The sequence below is a fragment of the Pseudogulbenkiania subflava DSM 22618 genome (assembly GCF_900177275.1).
Taxonomy (GTDB): domain Bacteria; phylum Pseudomonadota; class Gammaproteobacteria; order Burkholderiales; family Chromobacteriaceae; genus Pseudogulbenkiania; species Pseudogulbenkiania subflava.
In genome coordinates this window covers 130175-147933 of the sequence record NZ_FXAG01000001.1, presented here as the reverse complement: position 1 = coordinate 147933, position 17759 = coordinate 130175, and the positions used below count along the sequence as shown (strand labels likewise).

At 65.2% G+C, this 17759-nt stretch carries 15 protein-coding genes and 1 pseudogene; 15 read left to right on the top strand and 1 reads right to left on the bottom strand.

The window, feature by feature from the left end:
- The first annotated feature begins 33 nt into the window (after window positions 1-33).
- From B9N72_RS00695 to oppF, 9 genes are all read left to right on the top strand, one after another.
- On the top strand, window positions 34-264 hold the full coding sequence (locus tag B9N72_RS00695; RefSeq protein ID WP_008954716.1) for a sulfurtransferase TusA family protein: 231 nt from the start codon (window positions 34-36) through the stop codon (window positions 262-264).
- Window positions 265-366: 102 nt separating this feature from the next.
- A complete protein-coding gene (pyrC, locus tag B9N72_RS00690; protein ID WP_085274536.1) occupies window positions 367-1395 on the top strand; it encodes a dihydroorotase in 1029 nt (342 codons plus the stop codon).
- Between the two features lie 307 nt (window positions 1396-1702).
- Window positions 1703-2797 carry an efflux RND transporter periplasmic adaptor subunit gene (locus tag B9N72_RS00685; RefSeq protein WP_085274535.1) on the top strand — a complete coding sequence of 365 codons (1095 nt, stop codon included), beginning with the start codon at window positions 1703-1705 and terminating at the stop codon, window positions 2795-2797.
- A gap of 5 nt (window positions 2798-2802) precedes the next feature.
- Complete coding sequence (locus B9N72_RS00680) at window positions 2803-5835, top strand: efflux RND transporter permease subunit (RefSeq protein ID WP_085274534.1); 3033 nt, start codon at window positions 2803-2805, stop codon at window positions 5833-5835.
- A 304-nt stretch (window positions 5836-6139) separates the two neighbouring features.
- Window positions 6140-7762 (top strand): peptide ABC transporter substrate-binding protein, encoded by a 1623-nt coding sequence (locus B9N72_RS00675; RefSeq protein ID WP_085274533.1) that lies wholly within the window; start codon window positions 6140-6142, stop codon window positions 7760-7762.
- Window positions 7763-8270: 508 nt separating this feature from the next.
- Window positions 8271-9191 carry an oligopeptide ABC transporter permease OppB gene (gene oppB / locus B9N72_RS00670; RefSeq protein WP_085274532.1) on the top strand — a complete coding sequence of 307 codons (921 nt, stop codon included), beginning with the start codon at window positions 8271-8273 and terminating at the stop codon, window positions 9189-9191.
- A 13-nt stretch (window positions 9192-9204) separates the two neighbouring features.
- A complete protein-coding gene (locus tag B9N72_RS00665) occupies window positions 9205-10122 on the top strand; it encodes an ABC transporter permease subunit (protein ID WP_085274531.1) in 918 nt (305 codons plus the stop codon).
- A gap of 13 nt (window positions 10123-10135) precedes the next feature.
- Window positions 10136-11140 (top strand): ABC transporter ATP-binding protein, encoded by a 1005-nt coding sequence (locus B9N72_RS00660; RefSeq protein ID WP_085274530.1) that lies wholly within the window; start codon window positions 10136-10138, stop codon window positions 11138-11140.
- 4 nt (window positions 11141-11144) lie between these two features.
- A complete protein-coding gene (gene oppF, locus B9N72_RS00655) occupies window positions 11145-12131 on the top strand; it encodes a murein tripeptide/oligopeptide ABC transporter ATP binding protein OppF (protein ID WP_085274701.1) in 987 nt (328 codons plus the stop codon).
- 58 nt (window positions 12132-12189) lie between these two features.
- Here oppF and B9N72_RS00650 read toward each other — a convergent pair whose 3' ends face one another.
- Window positions 12190-12621, bottom strand: a complete 432-nt coding sequence (locus B9N72_RS00650; RefSeq protein ID WP_456107091.1) for a transposase — start codon at window positions 12619-12621, stop codon at window positions 12190-12192.
- Between B9N72_RS00650 and B9N72_RS21315 the strand changes: the two are divergent.
- From B9N72_RS21315 to B9N72_RS00625, 6 genes and pseudogenes are all read left to right on the top strand, one after another.
- A pseudogene (locus B9N72_RS21315) lies at window positions 12593-12733 on the top strand (tRNA threonylcarbamoyladenosine dehydratase); the annotation flags it as partial. The gene B9N72_RS00650 and the pseudogene B9N72_RS21315 sit on opposite strands and share 29 nt — an antisense overlap.
- A 214-nt stretch (window positions 12734-12947) precedes the next feature.
- Window positions 12948-14804, top strand: a complete 1857-nt coding sequence (locus tag B9N72_RS00645) for a M24 family metallopeptidase (protein ID WP_085274529.1) — start codon at window positions 12948-12950, stop codon at window positions 14802-14804.
- A 97-nt stretch (window positions 14805-14901) separates the two neighbouring features.
- On the top strand, window positions 14902-15507 hold the full coding sequence (locus tag B9N72_RS00640; protein ID WP_085274528.1) for a helix-turn-helix domain-containing protein: 606 nt from the start codon (window positions 14902-14904) through the stop codon (window positions 15505-15507).
- A 15-nt stretch (window positions 15508-15522) separates the two neighbouring features.
- Window positions 15523-15858 carry a hypothetical protein gene (locus tag B9N72_RS20505; protein ID WP_143477721.1) on the top strand — a complete coding sequence of 112 codons (336 nt, stop codon included), beginning with the start codon at window positions 15523-15525 and terminating at the stop codon, window positions 15856-15858.
- A 152-nt stretch (window positions 15859-16010) separates the two neighbouring features.
- Window positions 16011-16760, top strand: a complete 750-nt coding sequence (locus B9N72_RS00630) for a substrate-binding periplasmic protein (protein WP_085274526.1) — start codon at window positions 16011-16013, stop codon at window positions 16758-16760.
- 176 nt (window positions 16761-16936) lie between these two features.
- Window positions 16937-17680: a M48 family metallopeptidase gene (locus B9N72_RS00625; protein ID WP_085274525.1), complete on the top strand. Its 744-nt coding sequence runs from the start codon at window positions 16937-16939 to the stop codon at window positions 17678-17680.
- Window positions 17681-17759 lie beyond the last annotated feature (79 nt).

Below are 17759 nucleotides of genomic sequence, written 5' to 3'. Positions count from 1 at the left end.
TTATTGTAACGTGAATGGCGCGGAGAAGCCGCTATGCAGCCAGACAGACTGATCGACCTTTCCGGACTGAATTGTCCGCTCCCCATCCTGCGCTCGAAGAAAGCCCTGGCCGAGATGGACAGCGGTACGGTGCTGGAAGTGATCGCCACCGATCCCGGGGCGCCGAAGGACTTCGAGGCGTTCTGTCGCCAGACCGGCAATGCGCTGCTGGCTTCGGAAACCACGGCGGAAGGCAAGTTCCGCATGGTGATCCGCCGCAAGTAAGCGTGTCTGGCGTAAGTGTCATACCATAACGCCAAGTCGACACCCTGAACCACCCGCGTCCGGTGCCCGAGAAGGCCGGACCCGACCGAGAAAGACCTGCCCGTGAAGCTGACCCTGACCCGCCCCGATGACTGGCACCTGCACGTACGCGACGACGCCGCGCTGGCGGCGGTGCTGCCCGATACCTGTCGCCAGATGGGCCGCGCCATCATCATGCCCAACCTCAAGCCGCCGGTGACCACGGTGGAGGCCGCCGCCGCCTACCGCGAGCGCGTGCTTGCCGCGCGCCCGGCCGGCAGCGCCTTCGAGCCGCTGATGACGCTGTACCTGACCGACAACACCTCGGCCGAGGAAGTGAAGAAGGCCAAGGCCAGCGGTTTCGTGCACGGCGTCAAGCTGTACCCGGCCGGCGCCACCACCAACTCCGATGCCGGCGTCACCAGCATCGACAAGGCCATGCCGGCGCTCGAGGCGATGGCCGAGATCGGCCTGCCGCTTTTGGTGCACGGTGAAGTCACCGACCCGGCGGTGGACGTGTTCGACCGCGAGGCGGTGTTCATCGAGCGCGTGTTCCAGCCGCTGTTGGCGCGCCTGCCTGAACTGAAGGTGGTGTTCGAGCACATCACCACCCAGGACGCCGCCGAGTACGTCGCCGCCGCGCCGGCCAACGTCGCCGCCACCATCACCGCGCATCATCTGCTGATGAACCGCAACGCCATTTTCGTTGGCGGCATCCGTCCGCATCACTACTGTCTGCCGGTACTGAAGCGCGAGCTGCATCGCCAGGCGCTGGTCAAGGCGGCGACCTCGGGCAGCACCAAGTTCTTCCTCGGCACCGACAGCGCGCCGCACGCCCGCCACACCAAGGAGAACAGCTGCGGCTGCGCCGGCATGTACACCGCCAACGCCGCCATCGAGCTCTACGCCGAGGCCTTCGAGGCAGCCGATGCGCTGGACAAGCTGGAGGGCTTCGCCAGCTTCCACGGCCCGGCGTTCTACGGCCTGCCGCGCAACGCCGGCACCATCACGCTGGTGAAGGAGAGCTGGACCGTGCCCGCCACCCTGCCTTACGGCGATCAGGAGCTGGTGCCGCTGCGTGCCGGCGAGAGCATCGGCTGGAAGCTGCTCTGAGCGTTTGTCCCCTGTTGATAGTCCCTTTTGAGCGTAGCGAGGCTCCCTTGCAGGGCAAGGGCGGACTGCGTGCCAATCTTCGATTGGCTCAGCGAGGGATTGGGAATGGATTGGGAGGCTGCGGAATCAACAACCGTGATGGAGAGGCCCGGCTTTGCCGGGTCCTGTAACAACGCATCAAAGCCCTTTGTCAGCAGCCTGAAACCCGGACTTGTCCGGGTTTTTTTTATGCCTGTCACGAGTGCGGCCGAAATGAACCATACTGTGCTTATCAATACCGGCAAATCACGCGGGGTGAGCATTCACGATGCGCGTTCGGGTTTATATGGCGCTGGCCTTGCTGCTGGCCGCTGCATGCGGTCGGGAGCCGGCGGGCAAGGCAGCGGGCGACGGCGACAAACCGGCGCTCAACATTAGTACGCTGACGGTGGTGCCGCGCGAACTGGACGAGACGCTGCGCGTGTATGCCGAAGTCGAGGCCGCGGTGGCGCCGGAAGTGGCGGCCGAGGTCAGCGGGCAGGTCACCGCGGTGCTGGTGGAGGAAGGGCAGGCGGTGACGGCCGGCCAGCCGCTGGCGCGGCTCGATGCCGCCAATCTCGTCGATGCCCGGCGCATGGCCAATGCCGAGGTCGAACGCCTGCAGGCGCTGGTGATGCAGCAGATGTCGCAGGTCAAGCGCGACAGCATGCTGGTCGAGCGCGGCTTCATCTCGCCGTCGGCGATGGAGTCGTCGTCGTCGGCGCTGGCGGCGCTGCAGCAGCAGCTGGCCGCGGCCGAGGCGGCCGCCGCGATCAAGGCGCGCGATGCCGGCAAGGCGGTGATCGTGGCGCCGCTCTCCGGGCAACTGGAGGCGCGCCTGGTCAACGTCGGCGATTTTGTCGGCGTCGGCAAGGTCTTGTTCCGCATCAATGCCAGCGGCGCACGCCGCGTCCGGCTGGCGGTCGGCGGCGAAGCCGGCCAGCGCTTGCAGCCCGGGCAGGCATTGCGCCTGAGCGATGGCACGCGGCAGCGCGAGGTCAGGCTGAGCGAGGTGCGCGCCGGCTTCGACGTCGCCAGCCGGGCCCGCGTCGCGTACGCGCCCTTGCCGAGCGACACCGCGTGGCGTGTCGGCGATGCCCTCGACGGCGAGCTGACGTTGGCCGAAAAAACCGCGCTGGCGGTGCCGCTGCCGGCGCTGGTCGAGCGCCCCAAGGGGTCGGTGGTGTACGTGGTGCAGAAGGGCAAGGCGCGTGAACGGGCCGTCGCCACCGGGCTGCAAGCCGGCGACTGGGTCGAGATCGTCTCCGGCCTCAAAGCGGGGGAGACGGTGGCGGTGGACGGCGCCGGCTTCCTGAGCGACAAGGCCCGCGTCAAGCCGACGGGCACGGCTGACGGCCAAGCGCCGGCCTCGGGCGGAGGGTAAGCCAGGTGCGTCTGATCGAACTGTTCGTGCGGCGCCATGTGCTGGCCTTCGTGCTGTCGGCAGTGGTAGTGCTGTTCGGCGTGGTGGCCTACCAGCGCATCGGGGTGGACCGCTACCCGGCGATCGAGCAGCCGGTGCTGACCGTGAGCACCCGCCTGCCCGGTGCCTCGCCGGAGGTGATCGATCAGAGCGTGACCCAGGTCATCGAGGCCGCAGTCAACGGCATACCGGGGGTCGATATTCTCGATTCCACGTCCTACACCGGGCGTTCCTCGGTGACCATCCTGTTCGATCTCGACAAGGACATCAACGTCGCCTTCGCCGAGGTGCAGAGCAAGATCGAGCAGGTGCGGCGCAGCCTGCCCGAACAGGCGGAATCGCCGGTGATCAGCAAGACCGACGACAACGCCTCGCCGATCCTGTTCCTGGCGCTGACCGGCAACCGCACCGAGCGCGAGCTCTATCTGTTCGCCAACAACGTGCTGAAGAAGCAACTGGAAACCATCGACGGCGTCGGCGAGGTCGGCATCCGCGGGCGGGGCGAGCGGGTGATCCGGGTCGAGCTCGACCCGGTGCAGCTGGCCGCCTACAAGCTGACCGCCAAGGAGGTGCAGACCGCCTTCGCGCGTGAGCACCGCCAGGAAGCCGGCGGCTACCTCACCGACGGCCCGCGCGAATACCTGGTCGACCTCGACCAGGAGTTTCACAGCGTGTCGGCGCTCAAGGGGCTGGTGATCGGCTGGTACGGCCAGGCGCCGGTCAAGCTGGGCGAGGTGGCGCGGGTGATCGACGGCGAGGCCGACGTGCGGGCCCTGAGCCGTTTCAAGGGGCAACCTTGCGTCACCATCGGCATCGTGCGCATCCCCAACACCAATACCGTGGCCATCGTCGATGCGGTGCTGAAGCGGCTCGACACCCAGATCCGGCCGACGCTGCCGCCCGGGCTGCGGCTCGATATCGCCGGCAACTCGGCCGACTTCATCCGCGAGATGGTGCGCGCGCTGCAGGAGCACCTGCTGGAAGGCACGCTGCTGGCGGCGCTGGTGGTGTGGATGTTCCTGCGCAACTGGCGCGCCACGCTGATCGTGGCGCTGGCGATCCCGGTGTCGCTGCTGGGCGCCGCCGCGGTGATGTATTTCCTCGGCTATACCTTCAACGCCATTTCGCTGCTGGCGCTGCTGCTCCTGATCGGGGTGGTGGTGGACGACGCCATCGTCGTGCTGGAGGCGATCCACCGCCGCGAGGAAAACGGCGAGGACCCGGTGCCGGCGGCGATCCATGGCGCGCGCGAGGTGGTGTTCGCGGTGGTGGCGGCAACCCTGGCGCTGGTGGCGATCTTTCTGCCGGTGGTGTTCCTGTCGAGCACCGTCGGCCGCCTGTTCAATACCTTCGCCGTGGTGGTGTCGTGCGGGGTGCTGGTGTCGCTGCTGGTGGCGGTGACGCTGACGCCGATGTTGTGTTCGCGCTTTCTCAAGGCCCAGCCGCGCCACGGTCGGGTCTTCCGCGGTTTCGAGCAGGTGTTCGAGAGCCTGGAGCGGGTCTACAAGGTGATGCTGTCGTGGACGCTGCATCACCCCTGGAGCGTGCTCGTCGCCGCCATGCTGCTGGTGGTGGCCGGGCTGACCTCGCTGAGCCAGCTCAAGGTCGAGTTCTACCCCAAGGAGGATGAAGGGCGCTTCCAGATGTCGGTGAAGGTCCCGGTCGGCGCGAGCCTGGCGTACAACGACGACCGTACCCGCCTGATCGAGAAAAAACTGGCCCAGATTCCCGAAGTGGACGCGGTGCTGGCGGTGGTCGGCGGCTTCAGCGGGCGCAACGCCTACGATACGCGCATGGTGGTCAGGCTCAAGCCGCGCGCCGAACGGCGGCGCAGCCAGGACGCGGTGATGAAGGCGGCGCGCAAGACGGCGCGCAGTGTGCCGGGGGTCAAGGTCACCGCCTATCCCTACCCGCGCGCCGGCGAGAGCAGCGGCGGCCAGTTCAAGTTCAACGTGGTGGGGCCGAACCTGGACCAGGTCGGGCGGCTGGCGGACGACTTCGCCAACCACCTGGCGCGCTACCCGGCGCTCGGCAGCTTCGACCGCCGTGCCGAAAACCGCCTGCCGAAGCTGACGCTGGCGGTGCGGCGCGAGGCGGCGGCGCGCGCCGGGCTGTCTACGGCCGACCTGCTGGATGCGCTCAACCTGCTCACCAGCAGTGCCAAGATCGGCAATTTCTCCGATGGCGACGGCGAGCGCTACGAGGTGCGGCTGCAGGCCGCGGACTATGCCTTGAGCCGACCGCAGGATCTGGAGGCGGTGTATCTGCGCAACGCCAGCGGCACGCTGGTGCCGCTCTCCAGCGTGGCGCAGGTGCAGCACCGTCTCGGCCCGACCCAGATCAGCCGCATGGGACAAATGTACTCGGTGGGGCTGACCAGCTCGCCCGATCTGCCGCTGGCCGACGCCATGCAAGTGGTGCGGCGCGAGGCGGCAAGGTTTCTGCCGCCGGGCTACCGCATCGAGTTCCTCGACGAGGCGCGCGAACTCGACCGCACCGGCGGCGAGCTGGTGGCGGTGTTCGTGCTGGCGTCGCTGATGCTCTACCTGGTCCTCGCCGCCCAGTTCAACAGCTTCCGCCAGCCCGCCTTGATCATGCTGGCCGAGCCGCTGGCGCTGGTGGGCGGCCTCTTGGCGCTGTGGCTGACGGGGCAGACCCTCAACGTCTACTCGGTGATCGGGCTGGTGCTGCTGATCGGACTGGTGGCCAAGAACGGCATCCTGCTGGTGGACATCACCAACCAGTACCACGTGCAGGGGCTGACCGTGGACGAGGCCCTGCGCGTGAGCTGTCCGATCCGGCTGCGCCCGGTGCTGATGACCACGCTTACCGTGATCCTGGCGATGCTGCCTGCCGCGTTCGGCCTCTCCGCCGGGGCGGAAACCAACGGTCCGCTGGCGGTGGCGGTGATCGGCGGGCTGATCTTCTCCACGGTCCTGACGCTGTTGATCATTCCCTGCGGCTACCTGTTGCTGGAGCGGCACGGGCTGCGCCATTGAAGTTGCCCATCAAGCTCGCTTCCCCTCCCCGATTGATCATGCAAACAGTTGATATTGAATGAGCTATTCAATTTAAATTGAAGGAAATCGGCGTATTTTTGCTTATAACAAATGAACATAGAAATTGCTTTTTTCTGAGTAGATGTGATGAAAAATCTGTGAAATACTCCGGCAACCAATTCGAGGGTGGGTTCGATATTCCAGCACCCCGGGGCGTAATAGCCGGCCATTCGCATGCAGTGCGATAAACGGCAACGCGATCCACAGCCCGCTCGTTACGGGGCGACAACAGGAGAAATAGTGCATGAGAAAAACGATGATGCTTCACGCCATGTCGGTATCGGTATCGCTGGCACTGGTCGGTGTATCGGGTGTGGCGCTGGCGGCCAAGGTGCCGGCTGGGGTGCAACTGGACGCCAAACAGGAACTGGTGCGCAACAACGGTTCCGAGACCGAGTCGCTGGACCCGGCGCTGGCCGAATCGGTCGGTGCCAATAACCTGACCCGCGACCTGTTCGAGGGCCTGACCGCTACCGACGCCGATGGCAAGGTGATGCCGGGCGTGGCCGAATCGTGGAAGCAGAAGGACCCGACCACCTGGGTGTTCAGCCTGCGCAAGAACGCCAAATGGTCAGACGGCTCCCCAGTGACCGCTGACGACTTCGTGTATGGCATCCGTCGTTTCCTCGATCCCAAGACCGCCTCCCCGTACGCCACCACCTACGGCATCTTCCTGCTCAACGGCAAGGAAGCTGCCGAGGGCAAGAAGCCGACCAGCGAGGTCGGCGTGAAGGCGCTGGACAAGTACACCCTCGAGATCAAGACACCGTACCCGGTGGCCTTCATGGCGGAGCTGGTGTCCAACAACCAGCTCGGCCCGCAGCCCAAGGCCGCCATCGAGAAGTTCGGCAAGGACTGGACCAAGCCGGGCAAGCTGGTCAGCAACGGCGCCTTCATGCTGAAGGACTGGCAGGTCAACAGCAAGATCGTGCTGGAAAAGAACCCGCAATACTGGGACGTCAAGAACGTCCAGTTGAACAAGGTGACCTATCTGCCGGTGGAAGACGGCTTCGCCGACGTGAAGCTGTTCCAGTCCGGCGAGAACGACTGGGTGTACCAGCTGCCGCCGGGTACCTACGACAAGTACAAGGCCGAATACCCGAAGGACATCCGCAACGCGCCGATGCTCGGCCTGCGCTACTACGGCTTCAACAACAAGGACCCGCTGCTGAAGGACGTGCGCGTGCGCAAGGCGCTGTCGATGGTGATCGACCGCGACATCCTGTCCAAGAAGATCACTGCCGACGGTCAGGCCCCGGCTTACAGCGTGATCGTCAAGGGCACCGCCGGCGCCGACGTGACCAGCTACGACTGGGCTGGCTGGCCGATGGCCAAGCGCGTGGCCGAAGCCAAGAAGCTGTTGGCCGAAGCCGGCGTGCAGCCGGGCGCCAAGGTCAAGTTCGCCTACAACACCAGTGAATACCACAAGAAGATGGCGATCTTCGCCGCCTCGGAGTGGAAGACCAAGCTCGGCCTGAACACCGACATGGAGAGCATGGAATTCAAGGTGCTGCTGAAGAAGCGTCATGACGGCGAGTACCAGATCGGCCGTAACGGCTGGGTGGCCGATTACAACGACGCCACCACCTTCCTCGCCCTGGTGCAGTGCGGCAATGACCAGAACGACAACTTCAACTGCAACCCGAAGGCTGAAGAGCTGATCAAGCAGGGCAACCAGTCGCTCGACCCGGCCAAGCGCAAGCAGTTCCTGACCCAGGCCACCAAACTGATCATGGACGACTACCCGGCGCTGCCTCTGCTGCAGTACACCGTGCCGCGCCTGGTCAAGTCCTACGTTGGCGGCTACTCCACCAAGAACCCGATGGACCGTTATCGCAGCAAGGACCTGTACATCATCAAGCACTGAGCTTGTGAATAAATCTGCTGCGCGCCCCGATCCCGGCCCTGCGATGCTCGCCGTACCATTTGTACGGCTGTGCTTCTCGAACCGGCCTCATGGCGCTCGCAACGATTTCTTTCACAAGCTCTGCGAGCCCGCTTCATCAGGCAACGGTCCTGCTGATGGGTTCTACGCTTGAGATGAGGTTCAGGGGGGCTTCCAAGCCTCCCGACCGGCTTGCCGCCCCGTCTGACGGGGTGGTGGCCGGTTTCCGTCGACGCGATTCCCCCTTTCCTTCGTTCCTCCCCCACGACGCGGCCGGTCACGGCCGGGTGCCGGGCGGACGTGGGGCAGGGGCGCGCGACGCGTGTATTTAGAAACTGTTCAGGATCTGTCGCGAGCGGTCCTCAGCGGGGCGAACAGCAGCGCAGACACCGGAGTTGACATAAGGTCAATGAGGATGTCGAGCAGCGCATGAGCCCCGATCAGGGACGCGTAGCAGGATCATGAACAGGTTCTCAAGGAGATTTGCCCCATGTGGTCTTACGCTTTCCGCCGCGTGCTGATGACGATCCCGACTCTGCTCGTCGTCATCACCGTCTGTTATCTGATGCTGCACGCCACCCCTGGCGGGCCGTTCGACGGCGAACGCAAGGTATCGGAGGCCGTGCTGGCCAACCTGCAGGCCAAGTACCACCTCGACATGCCCCTGTGGCAGCAATACCTGTACTACCTGAAGAGCCTGCTCTCGGGCGATCTGGGCGCCTCGTTCCGCTACGCCGACTGGAGCGTGAACGACCTGGTGGCCAAGGCCCTGCCGGTGTCGGCCACGATCGGCGGCGGCTCGCTGCTGATCTCGCTGGTGATCGGCGTCGGTCTCGGCATCGTCTCCGCGCTGCGCCAGAACAGCCTGGTCGATTACCTGGTGATGCTGATCGGCAACATCGGCAGCGCCTTCCCGTCGTTCGTGATCGGCCCGGTGCTGATCATGGTGTTCGCGATCTGGCTCGGCGTGGCGCCGGCCGGCGGCTGGAACGATTTCGACGTGCGCTACATGCTGCTGCCGATGGCGCTCTTGACCTTCATTAACGTCTCGACCATTGGCCGCGTGATGCGCGGCAGCCTGATCGAGGTGCTGAACAGCAACTTCATTCGCACCGCGCGCGCCAAGGGCCTGCCGCTCTCCACCATCGTGTTCCGCCACGCACTGAAGCCGGCGCTGCTGCCGGTGGTGTCGGTGCTGGGGCCGCTGGCAATCTCGTCGATCACCGCCGCCGTGGTGACCGAGTCGGTGTTCTCGATTCCCGGCATCGGCAAGCTGATCGTCAATGGCGCCGCCAACCGCGACTACACCCTGGTGCTAGGGCTGGTAGTGCTGGTGACCGTGGTTGCCGTCGTGCTGAACCTGCTGGTCGACCTGGCCTACGCGCTGCTCGACCCGAAAATCCGTTACTGATCGAGGAATCGTGATGCTGTTCCAACGCAAACAATCGGCGCTGGCCGCGGTACTCGACGGCGCCGTCGCCGCGGCACCGGTCGAGGGGCGCAGCCCCTGGGTCGACGCCCGCCACCGCTTCCTGCGCAACAAGGCCGCCGTGGCGAGCCTGGTGATTCTGACCCTGATCACGCTGGCCTGTATCGTCGGGCCGCTGGTCCTGCCCAACGCCTTCGACGGCACCGACTGGGACGCCATGAGCGTGGCGCCGACGCTGAAGGGCGGGCACTGGTTCGGCACCGACGAGCTGGGGCGCGACCTCTTGGTGCGCAGCCTGATCGGCGGGCGCATCTCGCTGATGGTGGGGCTGATGGCGACCATCGCCTCGGTCACCATCGGCATCGTCTGGGGCGCCACCGCCGGCTTCTTCGGCGGCAAGGTCGACTCGCTGATGATGCGCCTGGTCGACATGATGTACGCCGTGCCCTACCTCTTGATCGCCATCCTGATGGTGACGTTGCTGGGGCGCGAGTTCTACCTGGTGGTGCTGACCATCACGGTGTTTTCGTGGATGGACATGGCGCGCGTGGTACGCGGCCAGACGCTGTCGATCCGTTCCAAGGAGTTCATCGAGGCGGCGCGCGCCATCGGCGTGCCGACGCGCCAGCTGATCTTCCGCCATGTGGTACCCAATCTGCTGGGCATCGTGGTGATCTACACCACGGTGACGGTGCCGGGCGTGATCCTGACCGAGTCGGTGCTGTCCTTCCTCGGCCTCGGGGTGCAGGAGCCGATGACCAGCTGGGGCGTGCTGATCGAGGACGGTGCCGGGGTGATGGAGACCACGCCGTGGATCCTGCTGTTCCCGGCCGGGCTGCTGTCGCTCACGCTGTACTGCGCCAACTACGTCGGGGACGGCCTGCGCGACGCGCTGGACCCGAAAGACCGCTGAGCCGGAGAACGAGATGTCAATTTTGCAAGTGAAGGACCTCGGCGTGCGCTTCGCCACGCTGGACGGTCAGGTGCAGGCGGTCAACGGCGTCAGCTTCGACCTCGCGCGCGGGCAGACCCTGGGGATTGTCGGCGAATCCGGTTCCGGCAAGAGCCAGTCGGTGCTGGCGATGATGGGGCTCTTGGCCAAGAACGGCCAGGCCAGCGGCGAGGCGCTGTACCAGGGCAAGAACCTGCTGACGATGACGCCGCGCGAACTCAACCGCATTCGCGGCGACCGCGTGTCGATGATCTTCCAGGACCCGATGACCTCGCTCAACCCCTACCTGACGGTGGAGCGGCAGATGACCGAGGTGCTGCAGCTGCACAAGGGCATGAGCCGCAAGGAGGCCAAGAAGCGCGCCATCGAACTCTTGGAGGCAGTACGCATCCCCGACGCGGCGCGACGCATCGACATGTACCCGCACGAGTTCTCCGGCGGCATGCGCCAGCGCGTGATGATCGCCATGGCGTTGCTGTGCGAGCCCGAGGTGCTGATCGCCGACGAGCCGACCACCGCGCTCGACGTCACGGTGCAGGCGCAGATACTGGCGCTGCTCAAGGACCTGCAGCGCGATTTCGGCACTGCCATCATCATGATCACCCACGACCTGGGCGTGGTGGCGGGGCTGTGCGACCGCGTGATGGTGATGTACGGCGGCCGCGTGATGGAACAGGGGCCGGCCGACAGCATCTTCTACCAGCCATCGCACCCGTACACCATCGGCCTGCTCGGTGCGCTGCCGCGTCTCGACCACGATGGCGACGAGCTGATGAGCATTCCGGGCAACCCGCCCAATATGGCCAATATGCCCAAGGGCTGTCCGTTCTCCGAGCGCTGCGGCCATGCCAGCGAGCGCTGCGCCAGTGAGCTGCCGGCGCTGATCCCGGGCGGCCACCGGGCGGACGTGCTGCGAGCCTGCCACAAGCCGGCCGAACAACTGATCCCGACGATGCACAAGGAGGTGGCCCGTGCCTGAGTCCATCGCAAAGCAGCCGATCCTGTCGGTGCGCGACGTCAAAGTCCATTTCCAGGTCAAGGGCGGCGACAAGGCCTGGCCGTGGACCCCGAAGAAAGTGTTGAAGGCGGTCGACGGCGTCAGCTTCGATTTGTACGCCGGCGAGACCCTGGGCGTGGTCGGCGAGTCCGGCTGCGGCAAATCGACGCTATCGCGCGCCATCCTCAATCTCATTCCTGCTACCGGCGGCGAGATCGTGTGGATGGGCAAGGACCTGCGCAAGGGCTCCGAGCGTGACTGGCACGCGGTGCGCCGCGACATTCAGATGATCTTCCAGGATCCGCTGGCCTCGCTGAACCCGCGCATGACCATCGCCCAGATCATCGGCGAGCCGCTGCGCGTGCATCGCCCCGAGCTGTCGGGCGACGAGGTGCTCAAGCGCGTCAAGGCGATGATGGCCAAGGTCGGCCTGCGCGAGCAGATGATCAACCGCTATCCGCACGAGTTCTCCGGCGGCCAGTGCCAGCGCATCGGCATCGCCCGCGCATTGATCCTCGAGCCCAAGCTGATCATCTGCGACGAGCCGGTGTCGGCGCTCGACGTGTCGATCCAGGCCCAGATCATCAACCTGCTGAAGGAGCTGCAGCGCGAGATGGGGCTGGCGCTGATCTTCATCGCGCACGATTTGGCGGTGGTCAAGCACATCTCCGACCGCATCCTGGTGATGTATCTGGGCCGCGAGATGGAGCTGGCGGGCAAGCAGGCGCTGTACGCCAAGCCAAGCCATCCCTACACTCGTGCGCTGCTGTCGGCGATCCCGATCCCCGATCCGGCGCTGGAGCGCGCCAAGCAGATTCAGCTGCTGGGCGGCGACCTGCCGAGCCCGCTCAACCCGCCGTCCGGCTGCGTGTTCCGCACCCGCTGCCCGCTCGCCGAGGCGCGCTGCGCCAGCGAGGTGCCGACGCTACGCCGGCTCGACGCGGCGACGCAGAGTGCCTGCCTGTTGGCCTGAACCGGGCTTCGGCCAACGACACAATGCCCCACGCATCGGCGCGGGGCATTTTTTGGGCTCATCGCGCCTTTCCGGGGAAGGCGGCCTTGATTTTGAGGAAGGAGTAGGCATTGTCGCGGTAGCCGTAGGCCATTCGCTTAATGACCTTGATGCGGTTGTTCACCCCTTCAAGCAGGCTGGCATGCATTGGGAAGTATGCGCTGGCCAGGATGCCACGCAAGTCGCGCCGCAGGTTCCTGGCAAACCGCATCAGCGGAGCCAATCCATTCTCACAGGCTTGTCGGTACCAGGCTCGCCAGCGGCGCCAGCCTTCATGCACGCTTGGCGCGTACCAGGCCGTCTTGAGCGCATCTTTAAGCACGCAGACCATTGCCAACGGCTGGTTAGCTGCCGGCAACACCTGTAGCGCAACCTGCTGCCCCTGCTTGAGGTTCTCCGCATTTACGTGCGCACCGGGTAAGAAGTTGCGCGTACAGTGCGTGTATTCCACCGAACAGCTCACCTATCCGCCATCCGGCGCGGGCTGCGACGTCGATGTCATGCATGGCCCGCAGGGGTTGTCATGCGCCGGCTTCGGCGCCTGCATGGTGGAGGCCGCCAGCTCGGCCTGTTCGCGGTGGCCGAGGTGCTGCGTGGGCTGGCGAAAACGGCGGCAAGCGCTAGTTCTGCCTAGGTGGCGGCCGTTGCCCGCCCTTGCTCACTTGACAAAAATTTTAGTGGTACTTAAATTTCAGGCGAGGCTAAATTTAACTGTGACTTAAATTTTTGACCGCGGATTGACGCCACGAGCACCAATACGCCATTCGAGGAGCCACCATGCCCACCCGCCTGCAGTACAGCTTTGCCAACGAAACGCCCTACCAAGCCGACGTGGCCGCCAACCAGGCCGCGCTCGAAGCGCTGATGATCGAACACGGCCTCGACGCCCTGCTGATCACCTCGCAAGACCGCTACATCTCGGAATACACGCCGACGCCGAACAACCCGCGCTATGCGCTGACCGGCTTCGACGGTTCGGCCGGCGACGGCATCTTCCTGCGCCGCGCGGTGGCCGAACAACTGGGCCTCAAGGCGCCGTTCGTGCTGTTCGTCGACGGCCGTTACCATCTGCAGGCCGACCAGCAGACCCACCCGGAGCAGGTGCAAGTGGAGAAGCTGTCGCTCGGCATCGGTATTTGGGTAGGCATCGCTAGCTGGCTGCAGAACCACCGTTCGGCGATCCGCCAGCTTGGGTTCGACGCACAGCGCCTCAGCGTGGCGCAGCGTGTCGGTCTCACGCGCGATCTGGCCGATTGCGGCTTCGCCTGGGTGAGTCTGGAGAGCGGAGAAGTGGACTGTGCCATCCGCCTGCCGGGCTGGCAGATCGACCGGCCGATCCGCCGTGTTCCGCAGAGTGCCACCGGGCGCAGCGTGGCGGACAACTTCGCCCGCCTCGGTGCCGAAGCGGTGGCACGTTACGGCAGCGCCACCACGTGTTTCGTGAGCGGCGGCGCCGATGACTTGAGCTACTTGCTCAACACGCGCGGCTACCATCTGCCCAATTCGTCCTCGCAGCTCGGCTATCTGTTCGCCATCGGCGAACAGGTGGCACTGTTCCTGCCCGAGGGCTGCGAACGCTGCGAGGTGGAAGAGGACCCGGCCAGCCCGTTCACGGTGATCCGCAACGACCTACCCGCGCTCGAGCGCTTCCTCGCCCGTTTCCCGGTCACCCAGGTGTGCTATCAGGCCAGTCGCGTCAACTGCGCTCTGGCGGCGCTGACGCAGCGCGTATGGCCGCAGGCGGAGCAGGACGGCTCTTTCGATGCGGTTGAGCGCCTGCGCACGGCCAAGACCGATGCGGAACTGGCGGCCATTCGCTCTGCCTTCGCCAAGAGTTCGCTCGCCATCGCCCAGACCATGCGCTGGGCCAAGTACGGCGAGGCCGGACAGCGCCATACCGAGCACGACCTGGCGGTGAAGATCAGCGAGGCTTACATCGAGCAGGGCGCGCTCGGGCTCAGCTTCACCTCAATCGCAGCGAGCGGCGAGATGGGCGCGGTGATGCACTACGGCAAGGCGAGCCGGGAACGCGAGTTGAAAGAGGGTGAGATGATCCTGCTCGACAGCGGCGCCTATTACGCCGAAGGCTTTGCCACCGACTGCACGCGCGTGGTGCTTCGCTCCACCGTCAAAGACACCCAGGTGCAGGCGTGGCAGAAGGAGATCTATACGGTCACGCTCAAAGCCTGCGTGGCCGGGATGCGCGCGCGGTTGCCGGCGAGCACCACCGGGCATGAGGTGGACAAGCTGGTGCGCGATGTGGTGAAAAACTACGGCTACGACTTCGCGCACGGCACCGGCCACGGCATCGGCATCCACGTGCACGAGGAGGGTATCCGCTTCCGTCCGTGCGTGGAGTACACGTTGACGGCCAAGGCGGTGGCCTCGATCGAGCCGGGCATTTATCTGAACGGCCAGGGCGGCGTGCGCATCGAGAACGTGGTGATCGTGCAGCCGCAGCCGGAGGCACCCGAGCAGCGTTATTTCGAGAGCATCGTGTTCGTCGGCTACGACTGGGACCTGGTGGACTTGGCGTTGCTCACGCCGGACGAGCGCGAGTATCTGACGGCCTACGAGCAGGAGTGCCAGAGCCGCGGTACCGCGGTGACACCGTGCCCGCTGCTGGCGAACTGAGCCTGCGTGTGCCGAGCCCGGCTGGGCCGGGTTCGGCAGCGGGCAGGTCTGCGGCGCGGTACAATCAGCTGTATCGACATCGCAGCGAAAGATCCGCATGACCAACCAGCTTCTTGGGCAGCGCCTGCGCCGCTACCGGCGCGAGGCCAACAAGACTTTGCTCGAAGTGGCCAGTGCGGCGGGCGTTTCGGTCGGCTTTTTGTCGCAGGCCGAGCGCAACCTCACCGGCGTGTCGATCTCTTCGCTCGCCAATATCGCCAAGGCGCTCGACGTGCCGCTGAGCGCGCTGTTCGAGCAGCCGGCGCAGCCCGCGCCCGATTCGCACCAGGGCCAGCGCGAGGCCTACACGATCGAAAATCAACCGCAACGATACGAGCGCCTGTCCACCTCGTTTCCCGGCAGCATGCTCAACGCGGTGAAGATGATCATGCCGGTCGGCTACTGCTCGGAAGTGGTATCGCACGAGGGCGACGAGTTCGTCTATGTGTTGACTGGCGTGGCATGCTATGTGGTGGAAGGGCAGGAATATCGGCTGGCGACCGGGGATTCCTTGCATTTCGACGCGCATCGGCCGCATAGCGTGGCTAATGCCGGAGATGGACCGGTCGAACTGATTTCGGTGGGCACCATGAGGCTCTTCGACGATATCGAGACGTTCCCGGGACAAGGGGCCGGTGCTGCTGCCGTTTCGGGCAGCGGCTGAGGGGCGCTGCCTTTATTGCCGCGCGTCGTTGTAAGCCTGCACTGTGGCGCGCCTGGCTTCGTCGATGTGGTGTATGTGCCGCTGCAAATCGCACACCCATGGATCGTCTTCTTGATGGGTGGCATCGCGCCGGGCCTGATCCAGGAACTCCATGGCCTTGTGGAAGCGGTCGGCACCGCGTGGACTACCATCCACCGGCATTTGCCACTGTGGGTCCTTGCCATCGCTGATCGCGGCGTGCCACATCTCGCCAAGTGCCGCGTCGATGGCGCGCAACGCGGCGCGCTCGCCGAGGTGCCGACGCTACGCCGGTTCGACGCGGCGGCGCAGAGTGCCTGCCTGTTGGCCTGAACCGGGCTTCGGCCAACGACACAATGCCCCACGCATCGGCGCGGGGCATTTTTTGTCATATGCTTATAAATTTCACGTGAATTTCATCTGAAATCGTTTCCAGATGCTGGCATGATGAGGGGTTCGAATCCCTCCTTGGAGAACGTCGGACCATGAGAGTGTTCTGTTGGATGCTGTCGCTGCCGTTGTGGCTACTGGCGAGCGGCCACGTCGTGGCGGCGGCCGAGCTGCACGTCGCGGTCGGTCTGGCCAAGCCGCCGTATGTGGAAGAAGGCGGGCAGGGCGGGATGGAGGTGGAGATCGTGCGCGCGGCGTTGCAACAGGCCGGTTTCAAGCCGGTGTTCGAGGTCTACCCGCAGGCGCGCGGGCTGATGCTGCTGCAAAGCGGCCATATCGACGCCATGTTGACGCTGGCGCCGGATTCTCCGGTCGACGCCTTCCGTTCGGCGCCGGTGTTGTATTACCGCAACCGCGCCATCGTGCTCAAGTCATCCGGGATCCGGCTCAACAGCGTGGCCGACCTGGTACGCCACAGCGTGGCCGGCTTCCAGAACGCCCGGCTGGTGCTGGGGCCGGATTTCACCGCGGTGACCGCTGATCATCCGCGTTACACCGAACTGGCCGATCAGCAAATCCAGAACCGCCTGCTCTACCTGCACCGGGTCGAGGTGGTGGTGGGCGACAGCCTGGTGTTTCATCAGAATAATCGCGCGCTGGGGAAGCATCTCGACACCTCGGCGGAGCTGGTCGAGTTCGATCTCTTCCCGCCGTCGCCGCGCTCGGTCGGCTTCCTGAGGCAGGAGCAGCGCGACGCCTTCGATCGTGCACTGAAGACGCTGCAGCGCAGTGGCGAGGTGGCGCGCATCGTGGCGCGTTACCGCGCCGCCTACGGTTTCGATTGAGCCGCACCGCGCGGCTGGGCAGCATCAGCCTGTCCGGCGTGCGGCCCACCTGCGCCCTCCTATCGCTCGATGTTCCCTACGGCCGTGATCGCGCTCAATTTATGACAAGGTCTTTACCTGGGGTGGCCGCAAGCGTAGTATTCGGCTGCTTTTAAATGACAAATGGTTTTTTGGGAATGAAGAAACTCGCACTGGCGGTGCTTGCCGCCACCGTACTGTCGGCCCAGGCACAGGCCTTCGACCTCGGCTCCATGATCAGCGCCGGCACCGACCTGATGAAATCGGCCACCCTCAGCGACGCCGACGTGAAGGCGCTGGCCAGCGAATCCAGCGTGGCACTGGACAAGAAGAACCAGGTGGCGCCGGCCTCCAGCGCTTACACCAAGCGCCTGGCCAAGATGGTCAAGGGGCTGGACAGCGAGGACGGCACCAAGCTCAACTTCAAGGTCTACCTGACCAAGGACGTCAACGCCTTCGCCATGGCTGACGGCACCGTGCGCGTCTACAGCGGCCTGATGGACAAGATGAGCGACGACGAAGTGCGCTTCGTCATCGGTCATGAGATCGGCCACGTCAAGCTCGGCCATACCAAGAAGGCGATGCAGCTGGCCTACGCCTCCTCGGCGGCGCGCAAGGCGGCGGCCGGCAGCGGCAACGCGGTGGCGGCCGAATTGTCCTCCTCCGAGTTGGGTGCGTTTGCCGAGGCCGTGGCCAACGCCCAGTTCTCGCAGTCGCAGGAAAGCGATGCCGACAGCTACGCCATCGGCTTCCTCAAGCGCCACAACTACAATGTGCAAGGCGGCCCGGCCGCGCTGCGCAAGCTGGCCGAGCTGTACGGCAACGACAGCAGCCTGCTGTCCAGCCATCCGGCCCCGGGCGACCGCGCCGCGAAACTGGACAAGCAGCTGCAGGCCCTGTGAATCGGGCTCTGAGCCAAGCAAAACGCCCTGCCAGTGCAGGGCGTTCAGGCTGCTGACAACGTACCTTGTTCAGATTCTG